Annotated in this window: 17 protein-coding genes and 2 tRNA genes; 13 read left to right on the forward strand and 6 right to left on the reverse strand. The window is 62.6% G+C overall.

The genetic code is table 11. The features are described from left to right. The first annotated feature begins 103 nt into the window (after nucleotides 1-103). The 3 genes from LMTR21_RS16515 to LMTR21_RS16525 are packed head-to-tail and all read left to right on the forward strand — an operon-like array spanning nucleotide 104 to nucleotide 2,338. Complete coding sequence (locus tag LMTR21_RS16515) at nucleotides 104-616, forward strand: Mpo1 family 2-hydroxy fatty acid dioxygenase (RefSeq protein ID WP_065753636.1); 513 nt, start codon at nucleotides 104-106, stop codon at nucleotides 614-616. 33 nt (nucleotides 617-649) lie between these two features. After that, on the forward strand, nucleotides 650-1,699 hold the full coding sequence (locus LMTR21_RS16520) for an NAD-dependent epimerase/dehydratase family protein (RefSeq protein WP_084030659.1): 1,050 nt from the start codon (nucleotides 650-652) through the stop codon (nucleotides 1,697-1,699). Nucleotides 1,700-1,726: 27 nt separating this feature from the next. After that, nucleotides 1,727-2,338, forward strand: coding sequence for an isoprenylcysteine carboxylmethyltransferase family protein (locus LMTR21_RS16525; protein WP_065753638.1), 612 nt, complete (start codon nucleotides 1,727-1,729; stop codon nucleotides 2,336-2,338). A gap of 9 nt (nucleotides 2,339-2,347) precedes the next feature. Here LMTR21_RS16525 and LMTR21_RS16530 read toward each other — a convergent pair whose 3' ends face one another. The 3 genes from LMTR21_RS16530 to LMTR21_RS16540 form a co-directional block, all read right to left on the reverse strand. Next, nucleotides 2,348-3,286: a LysM peptidoglycan-binding domain-containing protein gene (locus LMTR21_RS16530; RefSeq protein WP_246175632.1), complete on the reverse strand. Its 939-nt coding sequence runs from the start codon at nucleotides 3,284-3,286 to the stop codon at nucleotides 2,348-2,350. A gap of 145 nt (nucleotides 3,287-3,431) precedes the next feature. After that, complete coding sequence (locus LMTR21_RS16535) at nucleotides 3,432-4,187, reverse strand: hypothetical protein (protein WP_246175635.1); 756 nt, start codon at nucleotides 4,185-4,187, stop codon at nucleotides 3,432-3,434. A gap of 178 nt (nucleotides 4,188-4,365) precedes the next feature. Further along, nucleotides 4,366-6,003: an alkaline phosphatase family protein gene (locus LMTR21_RS16540; RefSeq protein WP_065753639.1), complete on the reverse strand. Its 1,638-nt coding sequence runs from the start codon at nucleotides 6,001-6,003 to the stop codon at nucleotides 4,366-4,368. 269 nt (nucleotides 6,004-6,272) lie between these two features. Here LMTR21_RS16540 and LMTR21_RS16545 point away from each other — a divergent pair, with 269 nt between their 5' ends. Together LMTR21_RS16545 and LMTR21_RS16550 are read left to right on the forward strand one after the other, a co-directional pair. Next, nucleotides 6,273-6,719 (forward strand): hypothetical protein, encoded by a 447-nt coding sequence (locus LMTR21_RS16545; RefSeq protein WP_065753640.1) that lies wholly within the window; start codon nucleotides 6,273-6,275, stop codon nucleotides 6,717-6,719. Between the two features lie 30 nt (nucleotides 6,720-6,749). Continuing rightward, nucleotides 6,750-7,112: a hypothetical protein gene (locus tag LMTR21_RS16550; RefSeq protein WP_065753641.1), complete on the forward strand. Its 363-nt coding sequence runs from the start codon at nucleotides 6,750-6,752 to the stop codon at nucleotides 7,110-7,112. 55 nt (nucleotides 7,113-7,167) lie between these two features. Here LMTR21_RS16550 and rlmB read toward each other — a convergent pair whose 3' ends face one another. Continuing rightward, a complete protein-coding gene (rlmB, locus tag LMTR21_RS16555; RefSeq protein WP_065753642.1) occupies nucleotides 7,168-7,995 on the reverse strand; it encodes a 23S rRNA (guanosine(2251)-2'-O)-methyltransferase RlmB in 828 nt (275 codons plus the stop codon). Between the two features lie 204 nt (nucleotides 7,996-8,199). Between rlmB and LMTR21_RS16560 the strand changes: the two genes are divergently transcribed. Both LMTR21_RS16560 and LMTR21_RS16565 read left to right on the forward strand, forming a co-directional pair. Beyond that, nucleotides 8,200-8,285 (forward strand) — tRNA-Tyr (locus LMTR21_RS16560). A 328-nt stretch (nucleotides 8,286-8,613) separates the two neighbouring features. Beyond that, nucleotides 8,614-9,006 (forward strand): hypothetical protein, encoded by a 393-nt coding sequence (locus tag LMTR21_RS16565; RefSeq protein ID WP_065753644.1) that lies wholly within the window; start codon nucleotides 8,614-8,616, stop codon nucleotides 9,004-9,006. 70 nt (nucleotides 9,007-9,076) lie between these two features. Here the strand turns inward: LMTR21_RS16565 and LMTR21_RS16570 are convergent, their stop codons facing one another. Further along, the gene (locus LMTR21_RS16570; protein WP_065753686.1) at nucleotides 9,077-9,472 is read right to left on the reverse strand and encodes a YciI family protein; all 396 of its coding nucleotides are present in this window, start codon (nucleotides 9,470-9,472) and stop codon (nucleotides 9,077-9,079) included. A 205-nt stretch (nucleotides 9,473-9,677) separates the two neighbouring features. Here LMTR21_RS16570 and LMTR21_RS16575 point away from each other — a divergent pair, with 205 nt between their 5' ends. The 6 genes from LMTR21_RS16575 (at nucleotide 9,678) to LMTR21_RS16600 (ending at nucleotide 17,611) form a co-directional block, all read left to right on the forward strand. After that, nucleotides 9,678-9,875 carry a hypothetical protein gene (locus LMTR21_RS16575; RefSeq protein ID WP_065753645.1) on the forward strand — a complete coding sequence of 66 codons (198 nt, stop codon included), beginning with the start codon at nucleotides 9,678-9,680 and terminating at the stop codon, nucleotides 9,873-9,875. Between the two features lie 304 nt (nucleotides 9,876-10,179). Next, a tRNA-Gly gene (locus LMTR21_RS16580) sits at nucleotides 10,180-10,253 on the forward strand. 150 nt (nucleotides 10,254-10,403) lie between these two features. Beyond that, nucleotides 10,404-10,781, forward strand: coding sequence for a YbaN family protein (locus tag LMTR21_RS16585; protein ID WP_065753646.1), 378 nt, complete (start codon nucleotides 10,404-10,406; stop codon nucleotides 10,779-10,781). A gap of 283 nt (nucleotides 10,782-11,064) precedes the next feature. Further along, nucleotides 11,065-13,344, forward strand: a complete 2,280-nt coding sequence (locus LMTR21_RS16590) for an ABC transporter substrate-binding protein (protein ID WP_488225954.1) — start codon at nucleotides 11,065-11,067, stop codon at nucleotides 13,342-13,344. Nucleotides 13,345-13,848: 504 nt separating this feature from the next. Then, nucleotides 13,849-16,122 carry an ABC transporter substrate-binding protein gene (locus LMTR21_RS16595; RefSeq protein ID WP_347339177.1) on the forward strand — a complete coding sequence of 758 codons (2,274 nt, stop codon included), beginning with the start codon at nucleotides 13,849-13,851 and terminating at the stop codon, nucleotides 16,120-16,122. A 262-nt stretch (nucleotides 16,123-16,384) separates the two neighbouring features. Further along, on the forward strand, nucleotides 16,385-17,611 hold the full coding sequence (locus LMTR21_RS16600) for a CaiB/BaiF CoA transferase family protein (RefSeq protein ID WP_065753648.1): 1,227 nt from the start codon (nucleotides 16,385-16,387) through the stop codon (nucleotides 17,609-17,611). Nucleotides 17,612-17,738: 127 nt separating this feature from the next. On the opposite strand, the gene LMTR21_RS16605 is transcribed toward LMTR21_RS16600, so the two are convergent. After that, nucleotides 17,739-18,902, reverse strand: coding sequence for a mandelate racemase/muconate lactonizing enzyme family protein (locus LMTR21_RS16605; RefSeq protein ID WP_065753649.1), 1,164 nt, complete (start codon nucleotides 18,900-18,902; stop codon nucleotides 17,739-17,741). Nucleotides 18,903-19,030: the final 128 nt, after the last annotated feature.

The following is a 19,030-nucleotide window of genomic DNA, read 5'->3' on the forward strand; positions in this document are numbered from 1 at the left end:
CTACCATTATTCCTCCGATGGGAGTTGGCCATCGAGGCAGGTGCGCCGGGGTTTCGGTTGACCCCATCTAGCGCATCTACCGAGCGCAAAGGATAAGCACCGCATGGGTTCATATTTTCGGCGGCAGCTTGCGGATTACGTTGAATATCATCGTGACCCCTGGAATTGCGCGATGCATGTCTTCGGCATCGTGTTCCTGTTTCTGGCCGCAATCCTTCCGCTCAGCCTGTGGCCGATCACGGTATTCGGGATCCAGACCAGCGCGGCAAGCATTGCTGTCATACCGGTGCTCATCTATTGGTTCTTGCTCGACTTCGCGCTTGGCGCAGGGATCCTTGCGGCTGCGGTCGCGTTGCTCTCGGCCGCTGCCGTAATCGTTGGTCAAACGACGACTGTCGGCATGTGGTCACTTACGGCCATCCTGATTGTCATCGGCGTCGCATCGCAGATTATTGGACACCGCGTGTTCGAGGGGCGGCAGCCGGCGCTGGTCGACAATCCGACTCACCTGTTGCTGGGCCCAATGTTCGTCATGGCGAAGCTGTTTATCGCGTTGGGCTTTCGTCGCGATCTCGCCATCATTATCCAAGGGCAGCCGCAAGGTGCTGCATCTTGATTTCGAATCGTTCAGCTTGAGTGCACCCGTAGCATGACGCGCATACTGGTCACAGGCGGTAGTGGATTCATCGGGAAGCATCTCGTCTCGGCGCTTGTCGCGCGGGGGCGGCAGGTGAGGGTGCTCGATCTTCAGCCGCTTCCTCGTGCGTTGGCGCAGGTTGAGCATGTCAGGGGATCGGTGCTTGATCGGGACCTGGTAGACCGCGCGATGGACGGGGTCGACGAGGTCTATCACCTGGCCGGCCTACCGGGGATGTGGCTGCCGCGGAAGGCCGATTTTCATACCGTCAATTTCGGCGGCACCGAGGTCGTAATTGAGACGGCGCGCAAGCGCGGCATCGAGCGCTTCCTGCACTGCTCGACGGAATCCATTCTCTTCCGTGCCTCGCCATCGATGGCTCCCGTCGACGACGATGCGTTCCTGCCGGACGACATGCCGGGTCCGTATACGCGCTCAAAAATGCTCGCCGACCGGTTCGCAATGCAGGCCGCCGCATCCGGATATCCGGTCGTCATCGGCTGTCCCACCATGCCCGTCGGGCCTTACGACCACAACGTTACCCCGCCGACGGCGATGCTCCGCTATTTCCTCACCCGCCGCCTTCAACTGCATCTTGATTTTGTCGTGAACCTCGTCGACGTGCGCGACGCCGCCGAAGGGCTGATCCTGGCCATGGAGCGCGGACGCGCCGGACACCGCTACGTGCTCGGCGGCGAAAGCATACCGCTACGACGCGTTCTCGAACTCATGGCTGAGGTCAGCGGTCGTCGCGTCCGGTGCATTCACGTGAACGGCAAAGTCGCCGAAATGGTCACTGCAACGCTGGAGTTCATCGCCGATCACGTGACGCGCCGGCCTCCGTCCGGCACGGCTGAAGGCGTTCGTATCGCATTACGGGCAGGAGCCTTGTCGATCGAACGAGCGCAGCGAGAGCTGGGCTACGCGCCGGGGCCCGTAGAGCCCGTATTGCGTGAAACCATTGCCCATCTGCTCGATGCCGGCAACAATCAACCTGAATGGGACTCAGCGCCGAGTGCTCGCTCTCGACCGTTTCACGTCGAGCGCCGGTTCGGCGGTTGATCCCTTCGCTTAAGACGGTCCGCAAACATGCAATGGTTCACTTTCGCCTTGAGTGGCTGGACCACAACCTGGCCCACACAATTGCTCGCCATCATCTGGATTCTCTGGGTCATCAGCTGGGTCGTGGCGTCGTTCTGGTCCGGTCAAACCAAGAAACACGTCATGACCCTGGACTCGCTTAGATACCGCTTGCCCATTCTCGCAGGCGCCATTCTTTTCCTGCCATTGACCGGCAAGGTTCTGGGAGAAAAGCCGCTCTGGCAGTTCGGCAATTTCGGCATCTATCTGCTGGCGTGCCTTGTCCTTGCGGGAATATCGTTCACCTGGTGGGGGAGAATTCATCTCGGACGATTCTGGTCGAACGCGATCACCCACAAGGAGGGCCATCAGGTCATCGACACAGGCCCCTACGGTATGGTGCGCCACCCGATTTACACGGGGCTGATTGCGGGGATGCTGGTGACGGGGATCGCGGTCGGAACGGTGACGGCGATGCTCGGTGCGGCGCTGATCTCGCTCGGAATGGGGTTGAAGGCCCGGATGGAGGAGGGCTTCCTCACGGCCGAACTCGGCGCGGATGCCTATGGATCGTATTGCCGTCGCGTACCGATGCTGATTCCGTTCCTGCGGCCCACCTGACGCTGCAATCTATCGTTTCGGTCGCGGCGCGGCCGGTGTCGCGGCAGGCGGCGTGAGACGGCGCGGAATCAGCACGCGCTGACCGACTGCCAGCGGTGCACTGTCGGAATATTGATTGGCCTGGGTAAGCGACCACAGCGGCACGTGGTTGAGTGCCGCAAGCCGCTGCAAGGTGTCGCCCGAACGGGCGAGTTGCTGCGTCCCGCTGTCCCACAGCTCCAGCGGGGCATCGGGAGGAACGACGTAGCGCAGCGGCAGCGCCTCTCCCTTGGCCGGCAAAGGCGTCGCCGGAAGCTGTGCAATTGCCGTCACCAATTGCTCGTGGACGGAATCCATCTTGTCGATGTTGATGTGGGTGACTTCCTCGTGCTGCTTCAAATCGAAGCTCGCGTAGTGGCCCTGATAACCTTGCTCCGCCACCACATCGCCACCGCCCAATACGCTGTCGGACAGGAAAATGTTGATGAAACGCTCGACGTTCAGCGGCACCTTCGGGCTTGCGTGGGCTGGATCGATGGTGACCACGAGGCTTACCGAGATATTTTCGGACTTCAGAATCCCGGCGAATGTCAAGGCGCACAGCCCGCCCATCGAATGACCGATCAGGACGATCGGAACAGCATTGTCACGGTAATCGCGGATAGCCTGATCCGCGATCAGCCGGCAAATGGTGAATTCGTAGACGTCGGCCCGGATGCCGGCTTCCTGCAGGCGCTTGGTCAGGCGGTCCATCCCGCGCGAAAAGATCGGACCGAGCGCGCCGCGGAACAGGTAGACGCGTGCTTGCGGCTGGATCGCGGCCGGGGGCGCGTCAGGAGCGACGGTTGCGACAGCCGTGGCCGTGCGTGCGACCGGATCGGCGACCGCAAGATTGCAGGCAGCCGACAAGATGCAGGCGGCAAGGGCCGTACGGATCATCACCGCCGCAACCTGCGTCGGACTTCCCATGTACATTCCGCTCGCGATTTAGGCGTAAAGCTACGCCTGACCCTGAATGCTGGCGGGCCGCGCCACCCGACGCTCTCGGGGCTGATCTATCGTCGAGGAATCCGTAGAATTTGCGGCACTCGTCGCTTAAGCGACGATGTCCACACTACTGGCGTACCGCTGCGGCGCGTGCCGTGCCCGATCCTGCCGCGTCTGCCGCTCCAGGCTGCCGCGGCTTCGGCGCCCTCGAAGCAGGTGCAGATCGGCCGAAAACGACGGCGTCGATCTCGCTGATCACCTTCCGCTGCATGATCCGGTTCTTTTCGATGGACATGTGCCCGACGCCAGGCACGTTCTGGACATTGATATTCTCGAGCTTGCCCTGGAACTGCGCGGTCTTCGCAACCGGCTCGCCATTGCCGTTGGCGATGTAGAAGTTGACGTAGCGTCCCACGCGCCCCGAGAGCTTGGTGCGGAACACCGAATCCAAGCCGATGGCCAGCTTCACGGGAGCGCCAAGCTGATCCAGCTTGGCGACCATGTCGGGCAGCGCGGTCGCACCCGAGGAATGGCCGACCAGAATGATGGTCTTGATCCGGCCGCTCCTGTACGCGATCGCGGCTTCGTCGGCGAGCGACGACCACGAGGCGAAGTTCGCAACGGTGACCGGGATACCCTGCGCCCGCAATTGCGCCGCGATGTCATCGAGCCCCAGCGAAAAGATATTGAGCACGCCGCGGAGCAGATAGACGTGGGCAGTTGAAGCCGCCGATGCAGAATTCGGCGCGGCAAGCGCGGAAGTCGCGCCGATCGGCAGAAGCAGCAAGGCCGCAATGGCGATCGCGTGCAGTCGCCGACACGATGTCCGGCCGGAAAAGGATGACCAGCCGACAGATCCGATATTGCCGCGATAGGGCTTCATTGCGCTCCTCGAAGGGCTGCAAGGTGTTCCGGGCGACCGTAGCGCCCGCGCGCTCGGAACCGCAATAAACGTGGCGTGAGCGGCCGCAATTTACCAACACGACGTGTCGCCGCCGCAACACCGAGGTTCCTCGATGGTTTTGCCAGAATTAATAATTGGCGCGTGCGGGACCGGTCGCTCAAGATTTCATCCCGATCCTCTCCCTGATCGCGCCGAGTTCGGCTTCATCCCAGATGCCGATCAGCACGCCGTTCTTGACCTGCAATTGCTGCGCCGCATAGGCCGCGATTTTCGCGTTCGGCGTGGTGACGTGCATCTTCGGATGCAGCGCCCAGTCGAACAGTTCGCCTTGCAGCCGCGCCACGATATCGGCGCAGGCGGGATCGGCGCCGCGGTCGACAAATTCCTGCGGATCGGTTTCGAGATCGTACAGCATCGGCCGGAAGCCGGAGGCGTGGATGAATTTCCAGCGGCCGTCGAACACCATGAACAGGCGGCAGCGATCGATCGGCTGGTTCAGCATCACGCGGACGTCCTGCATGGCGTAGTCATATTCGGAGAACACCACCTTGCGCCAATCGGCAGGCTTGTCGCCGTGCAGAAGCGGCACCAGCGATCGCCCTTCCAGGATGTGATCCGGCGGCGTGCCGCCAAAATAGTCGAGAAAGGTCGGCGCCAGGTCGATCGCCTCGACCAGCGCGTCGCTGACCGTGCCACGCGTAGCGTCGGCAGCGCTTGAAGGATCGATCACGATCAGCGGGATTTTGGCCGACTGCTCATGGAACAGATCCTTCTCGCCCATCCAGTGATCGCCGAGATAGTCGCCATGGTCGGACGTGAATACGATCATGGTGCTGTCGAGCAGGCCGCGCGCTTCCAGGAATTGCATCAACACGCCCATCTGGTCGTCGATCTGCTTGATCAGGCCCATATAGGTCGGAATGACTTTTTCGCGCGCCTCGTTGCGCGACATGTTGCGGGAGTAGCGCATGTCCATATAGGCGGCGAACACCGGATGCGCGTTGGCGCGTTCCTCCTGCGAGCGGATCACCGGCTGCACGTCCTCAGGTCCGTACATGCTGGCGTAGGGCTCCGGCGCGATATAGGGCCAGTGCGGCTTGATGTAGGACAAATGCAGGCACCATGGCCGGCCGTCGTCCTCGGCTTCCGCGATGAACTCCATCGCGCGGCGCGTCATGTAGGGCGTCTCGGAATGCTCGTCGGGCACGCGCGCGGCCTTGTCGGCGTGAACCAGCAGCCATCCGTTCTGCAAGGTCCCGTCATCGGCGGCGCCGGAATTGGCCCAGTGCTCCCACGGGTTGGGTGCGTCATAGCCGTGCTGGCGCAGATAATTGTCGTAGGCCGGGCGCGGCCGCCCTGTCGGGTGCAGGCCATCGTCGCGTTCATAGGGCTCGAACCCGCATTCGGATACGTGCACGCCGATGATGGAGTCGGCGGGAATGCCGAGGCTCTTCAAGCCTTCGAGGTCCGGCGCCATGTGCGTCTTGCCGACCAGCACGTTGCGCACGCCGATCTTCTTCAAGTGATCGCCGAGCGTGGGTTCGCCGACGCGCAGCGGCCAGCCGTTCCAGTGCGAGCCGTGCGAGCGCATGTAGCGGCCGGTATAGAACGACATCCGCGACGGACCGCAGATCGGCGACTGCACATAGGCGTTGGAGAACAACACGCCGCGCCTGGCCATCGCATCGATGTTCGGCGTCTTCAGCACAGGGTGCCCGGTACAGCCGAGATAGTCGTAACGAAGCTGGTCGCACATGATCCAGAGCACGTTCTTCGCAGGCGTTTTGGTCGTCATCTCAGGCATTTCGGCTGGAGTCCGGAGGAAGTAGGAGAGGGCTGGATGGTGCGATATGTCAGCGCAAATGACAATCGAGTGGGCTGGTGGGGGCCACCGGGTCGGCCTTCCGATCCCGCAGGCGTTAACGTTGGATAGCGTCATTTCTCGCAATTGAACGTCGATCCATGCTGGCGCGTTCACCTTACCGGCAGTTTGGCCGGCTGCCTTAACCCTTGAAATCACGGGTTGGATTAAATTGGGACGTGAGGAGAACCGGGTCCCAAGCGATGCGTATTGGCGTCACACTGGCACTTTTGATCGCGACCACGTCGTCCGCCGTTGCCAACGGCGCCTTCGAGTTCGTGATTCCGGGCCGTCCCGGGGTTCCCGTCATCATTAACGGCATCGATGCCTCCTACGCGGTGGTCGAGGGCGAGTGGGGTCTGGGTCAGGGCAACCAGGTCCAGCCGACCATCTATGGCGGTCGCTATATCGATCCGGTCCCACAGGTCGGTCGTTATTACCCCAGCGCCGGCCGCATGCCCGGTTACGGGCGCCTCGAAATCGAGCCGCCGGCCAACCGTCGGTTGCCGCAGCCGGCCGAAAGCTATCATCAGTCCTGGTCGGTGCAGTCGGCGCCGCTGCCGGCGCAGTCCAACGTGCCGGTCAATCCGCCTGAAATCATCTACGCGCCGGACTATGACCGGCGCAGGCCGCGTCACGTTCCACACTAAGAAGACCAAGGAAAATTACAGGAGAGAGTAATGCGTCAGATACTTAAAGGATTGGTGGCGGCGGCGGCCGTCATGGCCGCCGCACCCGCGATGGCCTGTGGTTATTACGCCCCTTGCGCAGCGCCGGTTTATGTCGCCCCGGTTGCTGCCTATGGCTATGGCTATGGCGGCTGCAGCCCCTGCGGGGTCCGTGAGCGCCTGCCCGATCCGGAGCAGCAGTATTATTGGATCAACCAGGGCCCGACCTATAGCGGTCCCGGCAATTTCGCGCCGTATCCCGTCTATCGTGAAGGTTCGGTCTCCGGCTACGGCTATGGCTACAACCGGCCGTACTATCGCGCCCACCGCTACGGCTATTATCGCGGTCAGCGCGTGCTGCGCCGCTACTACTGATCCAATCGTAGCTTGAAGGCTTCGGCGCCCGTTCGCTTCCGCGAGCGGGCGTTCTTCATTTCATCAGGCCCAACCGGCTGGCGCCGATATAGAGCGCCAGCACCGCCGCGTTCGACACGTTCAGGCTCTTGATCTCGCCGGGCATATCGAGCCGTGCCACCACGCGGCAGGTCTCGCGGGTCAGTTGTCGCAATCCCTTGCCTTCGGCGCCCAGCACCAGCGCCAGCGGTTGCTGTAGCGCCACGGCGCCGAGGTCCTCGGTCCCCTCGCTGTCCAGCCCGACCGTCATGAAGCCGCGGTCGTTCAGCTCGTTCAGCGCGCGAGCAAGATTTTGCACCGTCACCAGCGGCACCAGTTCGAGCGCGCCGGAGGCGGATTTTGCCAGCACGCCGGTGGCCTCCGGGCTGTGCCGGGCGGTGGTGACGATCGCTTTCACCGCAAACGCCGCCGCCGAACGCATGATCGCGCCGACATTGTGCGGATCGGTGATCTGGTCGAGCACCAGCACGATGCCTTCCTGCGGCAGCGTATCGATATCGGGCGAGGGCAGGGGCGCGGTCTCCGCCAGCATGCCCTGATGCACCGCGTCGGGGCCGAGCCGCTGGTCGATCACGCTCGGCCGGACGATTTCAGGGGGAACGCGGGTGTCGATATTTTCGTCGGCCAGCCGCCGGGCGGCGTTTTCAGTCAGGAACAGCTTTCGGATCCGCCGTTCCGGATTGGCGAGGGCGGCCGAGACGGTGTGCCAGCCATAGAGAATCACCGGGCCGTCCGGGTTCGATTCCCGGTCGCGCCGGCCCGGCGGACGGGCGAATTTCCGCCCTTTTTCGAAGGGTTTGCCGCCGCCACGGCGGAACGGGGGCTTTCGGTCGCGATCGCTCATGCGACGCTTGTGTCACGGAGCCCCGAATATGGCAATTTGGCCCTCCGAAGCGCGTTTTTGGTGGTCCGCGTTGGTTGACTTTGCCACCCCCCTTCGCCCATAAACGCGCCGGCCGCAGCCGGTTCGATCCGCGCTTTCGGCCTCAGCGTCATCCATGGTCCGGTCCTCCGCCACTCGGGCGGCTGGTTCCTGACGCTGACGGACGGGGAAGTGTCCCGAGTGGCAAAGGGAGCTGACTGTAAATCAGCCGCCGTATGGCTTCGAAGGTTCGAGTCCTTCCTTCCCCACCACGCTTCGCCCTGACGGGCTACGCGTGGCGCAGCCACGGGTAGCCCGTCAGGCTGAAGCGTGTCCGGCGTAGCTTGAGCGCAGCGAAAGCGTAGACGGACTTGTGACCCTGATCGCGGTCCCGCTGCCGATCTGAACTCTCGATCACCTCGGCCTGCTTGCATGTGAGCGAGCCTCGACGCTCGGCAAGAACATCATTCGAGTTCGGTGATGCATGATCGCCCAATTGTGTCCGATCACCCTCTCGCCCCCATCCGTTGATTTACATCAACCTCATACGCTGCAAACGGCACAGGCTCCCGGGCTCGGCAACCTCAGGGAGGGAACGTCATGCTCCGATCTATTTTCGTTGCCCTTGCAGCACTCGTTCTGGTCACCGCAACCCTCATTCCCGATGATGCTTACGCCCGCGGCGGAAGAGGCGGCGGCGGTTTCCGTGGCGGTGGGGGCGGATTTCACGGCGGCGGAATGGCGGCCGGCGGCTTCCGCGGCGGCGCCATTAATGCCGGACGTGTTGGACGGCCGATCGCGGGTCGTCCGATAGCCGGCCGTCCAATCGCGGGTTATCCGGGCTATGGCCGCTATTATCGCCCGGGTTGGGGCGTCGGTGCTGCCGCCGTCGGCGCGGCTGCGGCTTACGGCGCGTACGGCGCCTACAACAGCTGCTACTACGACAGCTACGGACAGTATATTTGCCCGGGGCAGTATCAGTATCGATATTGATGCAGGCAACGAGCAGGACGGCGCCTGTTGCCGCCGTCCTGCGTTGGCTTCTTCATCCGGCTCGAACGCGTCAGTTCTGACCAGGTTCGTTCGACGTCTCAGGCAACGCTTCGCCGGGGAGATAAAGCCTGATCGGACGGATCTCGTAGACCGCGGACGGATTGGCGCACCGAAGGTCGCGTGCAATCGCGATCGCTTCGTCCTCATCGGCGCAATTCAGCACGTAGAGTCCCAGCAACTGCTCCTTGGTCTCGGCAAACGGCCCGTCGATGACCATTCCCGCGCCTGCCCCTCGCAAGGTGCGGGCTTCCGCCGTGCCGCCGAGCCGTGCCGCCGGTCCGAGCAGCTTCCTTGCGTTCAACCGCTCATGCACCGCCAGCAGCTCGGTCATCAGGGCCGCGTCCTCCTGCGGGGTCCAGGACGTGACCTCGGCTTCGACATGATAGGCCAGCATGGCGTAGAGCATCGCTTTCTCCTTCACATGGCGGAATCTGGTGGGCCGGATCGGCCGCCCTTCCGAGGACGTTTCGCCGCCGCCGATGCCGACAAACGGGTGGCCCCAAGAAACAGTCCGGAAACACGATATACCCGTTGCCCCTTGAACGTGCCTTGGCAAGCCCACGACTGATGAGCAGAACGCGAGCCAACGCGCACCATTCACGGAGACGGTCATGCGAAGCAAGCCAGCCACGATCATATGCGATGCTGCAAGGTCCTGCGCCTCGCCGTCATCGTCGCTGTCAGGCGATTGGCACGACGTCACCGGCCATCACCGCTACTACGGCAGTTCGGCCATCAATGGCGGCGAGCGCATCGCCGAAGACCGCCGCGGTCCGCGCCCGCGCTTCGTCAATCTCTGCGGCTTCTGATCAAATAAAAAGCGCGGCGGGATGGCTCCCGCCGCGCCCAACTCTTGTGCTCGCTGGTCCAGGCCTGAGAGCGCCCGGAGCCAGACCGTCAAACGGGCCTAGCGGGCGATCCCAGCGAGGTGACAGCGCTTGGTATAAGACACTGGATCACCTCCTTTCATTGTTGATGGAAACATCAATATAGGCAGCGAATCGGCCCCTGTTAAGGGGCCAAACCGAGTCGAACCGGCCTGCACAGGGGCCCGGAGAGGCGCCGGCGGGGCGGGTTGAGGCCGCCGGCACGGCGTGTTAGGTCAACGCCAGCGCGGGTGTAGCTCAATGGTAGAGCAGCAGCCTTCCAAGCTGAATACGAGGGTTCGATTCCCTTCACCCGCTCCAGCCTTCGCTCGCAAAGCGAGGGAAGGCTGCCGCGCCGAAGCCCAACGGGCGAAGGCGGGCTCGTGGCCGCGAGCTACGGCTAGGGCAAGCCGTGGCATGAGCGGGAAGCGAGCAGTCTTTGTTTGACGGGAAGGACAGGCGGCAGGGCTGATGCGGATCATCTACTTCAGCCTCGGTTGGGTGATGGTCGCGCTCGGCGTGATTGGCCTTGTAATGCCGCTGATGCCGGGGGTGGTTTTCCTGATCGTGGCAGCTTGGTGCTTTGCGCGCTCGTCGCCGCGGGTCGAGGCGTGGCTGCTCGATCATCCGACACTTGGCAAACCGTTGCGGGACTGGCGCGCCGCGGGAGCGATCCCACGGCCGGCCAAGGCCATGGCTTGCGCGGGAATGACGATCGGGTTTGTCGTGTTCTGGTACAGCGTCGATCCATCGCTGCCCCTTGCCGCGGGGGTGGCAGTCCTGTTCCTTGCCTGTGCCGCCTACGTCGTGTCGCGTCCGGCGATGGCCGATCAGGATTCCTCGATCTAGCTGATTGGGGTTAACGGCGATCCCATGCATTTCCCGGTCGAGATACGCGCGTGGTAACCATGCCGCTGGGAATGCCTAGACTCGCCACAAAATCAGTCCGATTGAGACACAATGTCGGCGAGTAGGGTTGAAACGCTGCCCGTTCGCGCGACGCGAAGCGCGTAAAAACAAAAACAATAAAAATACATTGTGGGGATACAAAAGGGGGGGCGCCGCTATGCGGGCTAGTATCGATTCACGTGGACAATTCGAGCAAATATCCTGGTCTCCGGCAGGCGGGGCCGTGCGCCGGCTTTTCGCCGCGCCTTTGGGCGGGGCGGCTGCGGCGCTGATGCTGGCCGCGATGGCGACGCCGGCTTTCGGGCAGGGCCTACCGGCGAGCCCGGGCGCCAACGAGATCCGGATCGGCAATACCATGCCCTATACCGGTCCGGCTTCCGCCTATGGCGTGATCGGCAAGGTGATGGCGGCCTATTTCGAGAAGGTCAACGCCGAGGGTGGCATCAGGGGCCGCAAGATCAATTTCATTTCCTATGATGACGCCTACAATCCGACCAAGACGATGGAGGCGACCCGCAAGCTCGTCGAGGAAGACAACGTTCTCTTTATCCTGGCGAGCCTCGGCACCAATACCAGCCAGGCCGTTCATCCCTATTTGAACGCCAAGAAGATTCCCCAGCTCTTCGTCGCCTCGGGCGCGACGATGTGGGACCAGCCACGCGACTTTCCTTGGACCATGGGCTTCCTGCCCAGCTACCAGACCGAAGCCCACATCTATTCGCAGTATCTGCTGGAGAACCATCCGCGCAGCAAGGTCGCGGTGCTCTATCAGGACGACGGTTTCGGCAAGGACTACCTCAAGGGCCTGAAGGACGGTCTCGGCGGCAAGATTCCGATCGTGGCCGAGGCTCCCTACAAGGTGACGGACGTCAATATCGACGCCCAGATCGCCAAGCTCAAGGCTTCGGGCGCCGACGTCTTCATGCAATTCACGACGCCGAAATTCGCCACCATGGCGATCAAGCGAAATGCCGAACTCGGCTGGAAGCCGATCCATTTCCTCGCCTCGGTGTCCGAATCGGTATCGTCGGTGATGGTGCCGGCGGGCGTGGAAAACGCCGAAGGAATCATGTCGGCGATGTACCGCTTGGAGGGTGAGGATGCGCAGGCCGCCGGGCCCGCGGTGTTCCGCGAATGGAGCGCCTTCATGGAGCGCTATGTTCCGAGCATCAGCAAGTCGAACGGCCAGGCCGTCTACGCCTATCTGAACTCCAGGCTCGTTATCGAGGTACTGAAGAACTGCGGCGACGACTTCTCGCGCGAAAACATCATGAAGCAGGCCCGTTCGATCAAGGGCTTGCAGATTCCGATGATGGTGCCGGGCATCCTGATCAACACCAGCGCGTCCGATCATGCGACGATCGAACAGATGCGGATGATGCGATTCACCGGTGGACACTGGCAGTTCTTTGGCCCGGTGCGCAGCGGCATCGACCCGGGCACCGTCAGCGAATCCTTCAAGACCATCTTCAAGTACGGCACCGCCACCAAGCGCGATCTGGCCAACCAGCTCAATGCCAACACCGTGAGCTTGATGACGGGTTCGTTCGGTTCGACCTATGCCCAGGTCGGCGCGGATCTCGCGTCCGTGCTCGACAACGGCACCCATCTGCGGATCCTGCCGGTGATGGGCCGCGGATCGGTTCAGGCGGTGGCGGATATCCTGCTGCTGCGCGGCGTCGACGTCGGCATCGTCCGCAAGGACACGCTGGCCTATCTCGACCGCAAGGATTTCGCCAAGGACATCCGCAACCAGTTCGTCTACGTCGCCAAGATGTTCAATGAGGAAATGCACGTCCTCGCGCCGCGGACGATCGCCAGCATGAAAGATCTCGACGGCAAGACCGTGGTGGTCGATCTGCCCGACAGCTCCACCTTCGTGACCGCGATCAACGTGTTCGAGCGTCTCGGGATCAGGCCGCATCTGATCTATCAGGAACCGCGACTGGCGCTGGACATGCTGCGCAAGGGCGAGGTCGACGCCATCGTCGCGATCGAAGGCAAGCCGTTGCAATGGCTGAACCAGATCAACGACCGCAACCTGCATCTGGTGCCGGTCGAATACGCCAAGACTCTGCAGGAGGAGTATCTGCCGTCCAAGCTTTCGTCGGCGGACTATCCGAACCTGGTGCCGGAAGGCGGCTCGGTCGAGACGGTTGCGGCAGAAGCGGTGCTGGCCTCGTATAACTGGGCGCCGAACAGCGACCGCTACCGGCGCCTGTCGCTGCTGGTCGACACCATGTTCGACAAGGTCGGGCAATTGCAGCGTCCGCCGTTCCATCCGAAGTGGAAGGAAATGGCGCCGCGCGCAACCATATCCGGCTGGACCCGCTTCAAGGCAGCGCAGGAATGGCTCGACCGCAACATGCCGCTGGCTGCGGGTTCAGCCGTGTCGTCGGCATCGGGTGCTGCACCGACGCCGGGTGCTGCGCCGCAGGATCCCCTGTATCGTGAGTTCCTGGAATGGCGTGCCAACCGCGCCAAGGCCAGTGCCAACAGGTAAAGGCCAGCGCCAACAGATAATCAGGCCGGTCAGCACGGTTTGACCACAGGACGGCCCGCTTCGGCGGGCCGTTCTTGTTTCTGGAATCCATTGCCCTACGCATGCCGTATTTTGGTCGGTATGTCGGCAGCGGGTGCTCGGGAATCCAATGATAGGTTGTATCGGCGCAACCATGCCGCGAATCGATGTTCGCGGGGCGGCCGATCCCGGTTTTGGTAACGCTTTTGGTAACACTAATGTCGGCATTGTCGCGGCGGAACACACGGTCGACTAACTGCGCGCCGCGACAGGTCTTGACACAAAATCAATCCAGTTGAGACACAATGTCAGCGAGTAGGACTGAAACGCTGCCCGTCTCGCTGCTCGAAAAATGGCACAGTTTGTATTGGGGGACAGGTGAAAATGTGGGCTTTGATCGACACTAGTAGGGCGGCGGTGCAATTGTCCGGGTCAGCGGCCCGTGGCAGCTTGCGCCGGCTTTTCAGCGCGCCGCGGCGCAATGCAGTGGCCGCCTTGGTCGTGGCCGCGATGGCTGGTTCGGCGATCAGCAATCAGGCGCACGCGGCGCCTCCGGGCCCCAACGAAATCCGCATCGGTAACACCGCTCCCTATACCGGTCCGGCCTCGGCCTATGGCGTCATCGCCAAGGTCATCGCGGCCTATCTGGACAAGATCAACGCCGAAGGCGGGATCAATGGCCGCAAGGTGAGCATGATCACCTATGACGACGCCTACGAGCCCACCAAGACGATGGAGATGACCCGCAAGCTCGTCGAGGACGATCAGGTTCTCTTGACCTTGGGCACCATCGGTACGAACACGAACGCCGCGATCCAGCCCTATCTGAACTCAAAGAAGGTTCCGCAGCTTTTTGCGTTGTCGGGCGCTGCGGCCTGGGACCAGCCGCGCGAGTTTCCCTGGACCATCGGTTTTCTGCCGACCTACACCGCTGAAGCTCAGATCTTTGCGCAGTACCTGCTGGAGAACCATCCCCGCAGCCGGATCGCCGTCCTCTATCAGGACGACGGAATGGGCAAGGAATACCTGAAAGGCCTGAAGGACGGCCTGGGCGGCAAGATGCCGATCGTGTCCGAGGCGCCCTACAAGGTGACCGACACCAATATCGATGCGCAGATGGCCAAGATGAAGGCCTCCGGCGCCGACGTCCTCATCGAGTTCACCACGCCGAAATTCGCGGTCATGGCGATCCGTCGATCCGCCGAACTCGGTTGGAAGCCGCTGCAGTTCGCCGCCTCGATCTCCAATTCGTACTCGGCCGTGATTCAGCCGGCGGGCCCGCAAAATGCGGAAGGCCTGTTGTCTGCGGCGTACAGACTCGAGGGCGAAGACTCGGCTGCGGCGGGCGATGCGGTGTTCCGCGAGTGGAGCGCCTTCATGCAGCGCTACGTCCCGAGCGTGAGCAAGACCAACGGCCAGGCCGTCCTCGGCTATCTGGTCGGCAGGTTGACGGTCGAGGTGCTGAAGAACTGCGGCGACGACCTGTCGCGCGAAAACATCATGAAGCAGGCCCGCTTGCTCAAGGGCATCCAGCTTCCGATGATGGTGCAGGGCATCCTGATCAATACCAGCCCGTCCGACCACGCGCCGATCGAGCAGATGCGGATGATGCGCTTCACCAACGGCCAGTGGCAGCACTTCGGCCCGGTGCGCAGCGGCATCGATCCGGGCGCGGTCAGCGATTCCTTCAAGACCATCTTCAAGTATGGCACCGCCACCAAGCGCGATTTGGCCAACCAGCTCAATGCCAACACCGTGAGCTTGATGACGGGTTCGTTCGGCTCGACCTATGCCCAGGTCGGCGCGGACCTCGCGTCCGTGCTCGACAGCGGCACCAGCCTGCGGATCCTGCCGGTGATGGGCCGTGGATCGGTGCAGGCGGTGTCGGACATCCTGCTGCTGCGCGGCGTCGACGCCGGCATCGTTCGCAAGGACACGCTGTCCTATCTCGACCGCAAGGACTTCGCCAAGGATATCCGCAACCAGTTCGTCTACGTCGCCAAGATGTTCAACGAGGAGATGCACGTCCTCGCGCCCAGGACGATCACCAGCATGCGCGATCTCGACGGCAAGACCGTGGTGGTCGATCTGCCCGACAGCTCGACCTTCGTGACCGCGATCAACGTGTTCGAGCGTCTCGGTATCAGGCCGCATCTGATCTATCAGGAGCCGCGGCTGGCGCTGGACATGCTGCGCAAGGGCGAGGTCGACGCCATCGTCGCGATCGAAGGCAAGCCGTTGCAATGGCTGAACCAGATCAACGACCGCAACCTGCATCTGGTGCCGGTCGAGTACGCCAAGCAGGTCCAGGAGGAGTATCTGCCGTCCAAGCTTTCGTCGGCGGACTACCCGGGCCTTGTGCCGGAAGGCGGCTTCGTCGAGACGATCGCGGCCGAGGCGGTGCTGGCCTCGTATAACTGGGCGCCGAACAGCGACCGCTACCGCCGCCTGGCGCTGCTGGTCGACACCATGTTCGACAAGGTGTCGCAGTTGCAGCGTCCGCCGTTCCATCCGAAGTGGAAGGAAATGGCGCCACGCGCGACGGTATCGGGATGGACGCGCTTCAAGGCGGCGCAGGAATGGCTCGACCGCAACATGCCGCTGCCTCCGGGCTCGGCTGTGTCGGCGGCATCGGGCGCCGTTCCGGCGCCGGCCCCGGTGGCTGCCCCCACGGCACTTGCCCCGCAGGATCGCGATCCGCTGTACCGCGAATTCCTAGAGTGGCGCGCGAACCGCGCCAAGGCCAGCAGCAACCGGTAATTACGGTAATCACGGTTTGACAATGGAACGGCTCGCCTTGGCGGGCCGTTCTGTTTTCAGCAACGTCCAGGCTGTTCCTTTGCCTGTCATGCCGCATTGACGCTGCGGTCAGTCCGGCTGCCTTGCGCGCCGGCGAGTGTGGCGAACGGATGGCGTCATGCTGACAACGCAGGGCTCAGCCGTATAAAATAGTGTATCGGCAAGCATCAAAGCGCCGGACATGGTCCCGCGCCACCACGCCAAAAATCTTCGGAGGAAGTTCATGTCGGCTCTGCCACTTTCGGGCATCAAAATTCTCGACCTGACGCGGGTGCTCGCGGGGCCCTTGTCGGCGCAGATGCTGGCCGATCTCGGCGCCGAGGTGATCAAGATCGAGCGTCCCGGCGGCGGTGACGACGCGCGCGCCTTCGGACCGCCGTACCTCAGGGATCCCGAGGGCAAGCAGAACAACAACAACTCGTTCTACCTCTGCGCCAACCGCAACAAGAAATCCGTCACCGTCAATATCGCGAGCCCGGAAGGGCAGGAGATCATCCGCGAGCTCGCCAAGAGCTGCGACGTGATGATGGAGAACTACAAGGTCGGCGATCTCAAGCGCTACAAGCTCGACTATGAAACGATCAAGGCGATCAATCCCGGCATCATCTATTGCTCGGTGACCGGCTTCGGCCAGACCGGGCCTTACGCGCCGCGCGCCGGCTACGACGCCATCCTGCAGGCGATGGGCGGGCTGATGAGCGTCACCGGCCATATCGACGGCGAGCCGGGCGCCGGCCCGATGAAGGTCGGCCCCTCCATCGTCGACTACATGACCGGCATGAACTCCTCGATCGGCATTCTGGCCGCGCTCTATCACCGCAAGGCCAATGGCGGGGAGGGGCAGCATGTCGACGTCTGCCTGTTCGACACCGTGATCGCCGCGCTGTCGCATTACGCGCAGATCTTCCTCGTCAACGGCCAGACCCCGCCGCGTCGCGGCACCTGGGGCAATGGCGGCATGCCGGCCGGCGTGTTCCGCTGCACCGACGGCGAACTGATGCTGGTGGTCGGCAATGACGGCCAGTTCCAGCGCACCTGCGCGGTGCTGGGCGCGCCTGAGCTCGCGACCGATCCGCGCTTCGTCAAGAACAACGACCGTGTCGTCCACGGCAAGGAGATCATGGCGATCTTCGCCGGTCACTTCCTGAAGAAGCCCGTCGCTCATTGGCTGGAAGAGCTGGAGAAGGCCGGCGTGCCCTCAGGCCCGATCAACGATTTCTCGCAGGTGTTTTCCGATGAGCATGTCCGCTCGCGCGGCATGCAGGTCAAGGTCGACCACCCCTTCGAGCCCGACCTGTCGCTGATCCGCAATGCCATCACCTTCTCCGGCACCCCGGTGAAGGAATATCGCGCGCCACCGCTGCTCGGCGCCGATACGAAGGACGTGCTGGCGACGATCGGCTATGACGCGGCCAAGGTGGAAGCGCTGAAGGCGCAGAAGATCGTATAGACTGCGCGCTAAAGCGTGATGACGATTCTTCGAATCGTCATCACGCTTTACCTTTTTGTTTGAGCATGATCTTTTCGGAAAACCGCTACACACTTTTCCGGATCATGCTCTAGCCGCGACGCTGCCCTTACTCGGCCAGTTCGCGCATGACCTTGATCAGATCGGATTTGCCTTCGAAGCCGATGCCCGGCAGATCCGGCATGACGATGTGGCCGTCCTCGACGCGAACGGCGTCGGGGAAGCCGCCGTAGGGCTGAAAGAGGTCCGGGTAGCTCTCGTTGCCGCCCAGGCCGAGGCCTGCTGCGATGTTCAGCGACATCTGGTGCCCGCCATGGGGGATGCAACGGGACGGCGACCAGCCGTGCTGCGCCAGGACATCGAGCGTCCGGAGATATTCGACAAGCCCGTACGACAGCGCGCAATCGAACTGCAGCCAGTCGCGGTCTGGCCGCATGCCGCCATAGCGTAGCAGGTTGTGCGCATCCTGGTGCGAGAACAGATTCTCGCCTGTCGCCATCGGGCCCGGATAGAATTCCGAGAGCGCGGCCTGCAGCGCGTAGTCGAGGGGATCGCCGGCCTCCTCATACCAGAACAGCGGGTAGTCACGCAGCATCTTCGCGTAGGCGATGGCGGTCTCCAGATTGAAACGTCCGTTGGCATCGACGGCGAGCCGCGCTTGCGAACCGATTTCCGCCAGCACGGCCTCGATCCGTCCACGATCTTCGTCGATCGAAGCTCCGCCGATCTTCATCTTCACCACGTTGTAGCCGCGGTTGAGATAGCCGCGCATTTCCGCGCGTAGTGCGGAATTGTCCTTGCCGGGGTAGTAGTAGCCGCCTGCCGCATACACGAAGACGCGTGGATTGGCCTCGCGGCCTTTCCTTTCGGCGAGAAGGCGAAACAGCGGCTTGCCCGCGATCTTCGCGACGGCGTCCCAGATAGCCATGTCGAGCGTGCCGACCGCGACGGACCGCTCACCGTGCCCACCGGGCTTCTCGTTCACCATCATCGCCGCCCAGATGCGATGTGGATCGAGATTGGTGCCGCTGTCGTCGAGAAGGCTTTTGGGGTCGGCTTCGACGATCCGATTGCGGAAGCGTTCCCGGATCAGACCGCCCTGACCATAGCGGCCGTTCGAATTGAAGCCGTATCCGACCACGCGGCGGCCGTCGCGGACGACATCCGTCACGACGGCAACGAGGCTCGCCGTCATCTTCGAAAAGTCGATGTAGGCATTTCGGATCGGAGAGGCGATCGGCTTGGTGATCTCGACGACGTCGACAATACGCATGGCATTTCCTTCCGGTAGCTCTGAGATCGTTCGGTCCGCCTCGTCAAGCTTATGCCGGAAACGAATATACCGAGGCACTCTCGTCGGCGGCGGCTCTGACAACGGGGCATTGGCTTGTGCTTGCAATA

It is taken from the genome of Bradyrhizobium paxllaeri (genome assembly GCF_001693515.2).
Taxonomy (GTDB): Bacteria; Pseudomonadota; Alphaproteobacteria; order Rhizobiales; family Xanthobacteraceae; genus Bradyrhizobium; species Bradyrhizobium paxllaeri.